The sequence below is a fragment of the Caulobacter sp. P1_B12_2 genome (assembly GCF_056406675.1).
The window spans coordinates 1-2,574 of sequence record NZ_JBFTZS010000566.1 but is presented as its reverse complement, the minus strand read 5'-3'; the positions used below and the strand labels follow the sequence as shown (position 1 = coordinate 2,574).

The 2,574-nt window shown below is 66.1% G+C and carries 2 protein-coding genes and 1 pseudogene; 1 reads left to right on the top strand and 2 read right to left on the bottom strand.

Going from position 1 to position 2,574, the window contains the following annotated elements; all coding sequences use genetic code 11:
* Both AC1DZ6_RS23335 and AC1DZ6_RS23330 read right to left on the bottom strand, forming a co-directional pair.
* Window positions 1-868, bottom strand: an 868-nt coding sequence (locus AC1DZ6_RS23335) for a pirin family protein (protein ID WP_477099492.1), incomplete at its 3' end; no start/stop codon positions are given.
* 253 nt (window positions 869-1,121) lie between these two features.
* Window positions 1,122-1,619, bottom strand: a complete 498-nt coding sequence (locus tag AC1DZ6_RS23330; RefSeq protein WP_477099491.1) for an Lrp/AsnC family transcriptional regulator — start codon at window positions 1,617-1,619, stop codon at window positions 1,122-1,124.
* Between the two features lie 142 nt (window positions 1,620-1,761).
* On the opposite strand from AC1DZ6_RS23330, the pseudogene AC1DZ6_RS23325 reads away from it, so the two are divergent.
* Window positions 1,762-2,574 (top strand): annotated as a pseudogene (locus AC1DZ6_RS23325) (indolepyruvate ferredoxin oxidoreductase family protein); the annotation flags it as partial.

The following is a 2,574-nucleotide window of genomic DNA, read 5'->3' as shown; positions in this document are numbered from 1 at the left end:
GCGGGGGCTCGGGCAGGGGGGTGAATTCCTGGTCGTCCAGGTCGGGCAGCTTCATGCGCTGGGCCCGCCAGTCGGCCTTGGCCTGTTCGATCCGCTCCTTGGACGAGGAGACGAAGTTCCACTCGATGAAGCGCGGCCCCACCGGCTCGCCGCCCAGCAGCATGACGGTCGAGGGCTCCAGGGCCTCGAAGGTGATCGTCTGGCCCGGCTTGAACACCGCCATCTGGCCGGCGTGCAGCACCTGACCGTCGGCCTCGACCTTGCCGACGGCGACATAGGCGGCGCGCTCGGGATATTCGGCCGGCAGTCCGGCCTTGGCCCCGGCCGCCATCTCCCAATGTACGTAGAACAGCGGCGAGAACACCGGCACCTGGGCCGCGGCGCCGAACGCCTTGCCGGCCACCAGGGCCGCCTTCAGGCCGCCCTCCTCATAGACCGGCATCTCCTCGCGGGCATGGTGCGAGAAGGCCGGGGCGATCTCCTCCTGGCCGTCGGGCAGGGCCACCCAGGCCTGGATGCCGTGCATCCGGCCGCCGTATTCGCGCAGGGTCTCGAAGCGTTCGGAGTGGGTGATGCCGCTGCCGGCCGTCATCCAGTTCACCTCGCCCGGGCGGATGGCGAGGTCGGAGCCGATGCTGTCCTTGTGAGTGATCTCGCCCTCGAAGAGGTAGGTCAGGGTCGACAGGCCGATGTGGGGATGGGGCCGCACGTCGACATTGCGCGGGAAGCCGGGCTCGAACTCGACCGGCCCCATGTGGTCGAAGAAGGTGAAGGGCCCCACCATCCGCCGGCTGTGGAACGGCAGCACGCGCCCGACCTCGAAACCGCCGAGATCCTTGCGGCGCTGGTCGATGACGAGGTCGATCATGGGAAGGCTCCGAGGTGGTGGAGCCGGCACTGTGGCGGGTGCGGGGAGGGGATTCTAGAAGAAATCGATGGTCTTGGTCCTTCTCCCCTTGCGGGAGAAGGTGTCAGCCGAAGGCTGACGGATGAAGGGTCTCTCAAACGAAAAGCGCCGCGACCGGCCGTTCGGCTTGTCGCGGCGTTCGATGTCTATCGACCCCTCATCCGACCGCTTCGCGGCCACCTTCTCCCGCAAGGGGAGAAGGATGATTTGGCCTTCAGCTCAGCGGGCTGACGTACGGGCTGACCAGACCCAGCGGCACGGCCGTGGAGTTCTTGACGCCGCGGATGACGATCCGGCTCTCGATGTTGGACACCAGGCCCAGCGACAGCAGCTTGTCGCGCAGAAACTCGTCGAAGGCGCGCATGTCGCGGGTGACGATGCGCAGCTCGTAGTCGGCCGCTCCGGTCACGGTGGCGCACTGCACCACCTCGGCCCACTTGCCCACGGCCTGCTCGAACACCTCGRGGTTTTCCTTGGTCGGCAGCGACAGCTTGGCCGTGCAATAGACCTCGAAACCGAGGCCCAGCTTTTCGCGATCGAGGATGGTCACGCGGCGCTGGATGACGCCCGCGTCTTCCAGCCTTTTGATCCGGCGCCAGCACGGGCTGGAAGACAGCCCGACTCGCTCCGCGATCTCCGCGACGGACAGTCCGGCGTCGTGTTGGATGAGATCCAGGATCTTGGCATCCACGGCGTCGAGTTGTTCGGACAAGATTTCCTCCCCCCAGAGGGTGATTGGCGCGTTGATCTTGCGCAAAGCGGCCCCGAGTCGGGCACACCTTGGGCAAACAATTTCCCCGTTTCTATAAGATATTGCTGAGCGGGCAGGAAGACCCGGGAGGAATTTTTTTGCTATGCGGCACTCGGAAGTCACGCTTGACGACAAATATCTGCTCGAAGATGGCCGCGCATTCATCACCGGCGTGCAGGCGCTGATCCGAGTCCTGCTCGATAGAAAGCGTCTCGACACCCGCGCCGGACTCAACACCGCCGGCTTCCTTTCCGGCTATCGCGGTTCGCCTCTCGGGGGATTGGACCAGCAGGCCGCTCGCCTGAACAAGCTGCTCACCGCCCATGACGTGGTCTTCAAGGAAGGCCTGAACGAAGATCTGGCCGCCACCGCCGTGTGGGGCAGCCAGCAGGCCAACCTGTTCCCGGGCGCCACCCACGATGGCGTCTTCGGCATGTGGTACGGCAAGGCGCCCGGCGTGGACCGCACCGGCGACGTCTTCAAGCACGCCAATTTCGCGGGGACCTTCCCGACCGGCGGCGTGCTGGCCGTGGCCGGCGACGACCACGCCTGCAAGAGCTCGACCCTGCCGTCGCAGTCGGAATTCGCCTTCCAGGACTTCGAGATGCCGGTGCTGTCGCCGGCCGACGTTCAGGAGGTGCTCGACTACGGCCTGCTGGGCATTTCGATGTCGCGCTTCAGCGGCCTGTGGACCGGCATGATCGCCCTGGCAGACACCATGGACTCGGGCGTGACCATCGACGTCTCGCTGGACCGCCACAAGCTGGTGATCCCCGAGTTCTCGATGCCCCCGGGCGGCCTGGGCATCCGGCTGAAGGATCAGCCGATGGAGAAGGAGCGTCGTCTCCGTCTGCACAAGATCCCCGCCGCCCTGGCCTTCGCTCGCGCCAACGGCATCGACCGCGTGGTGCTGGGC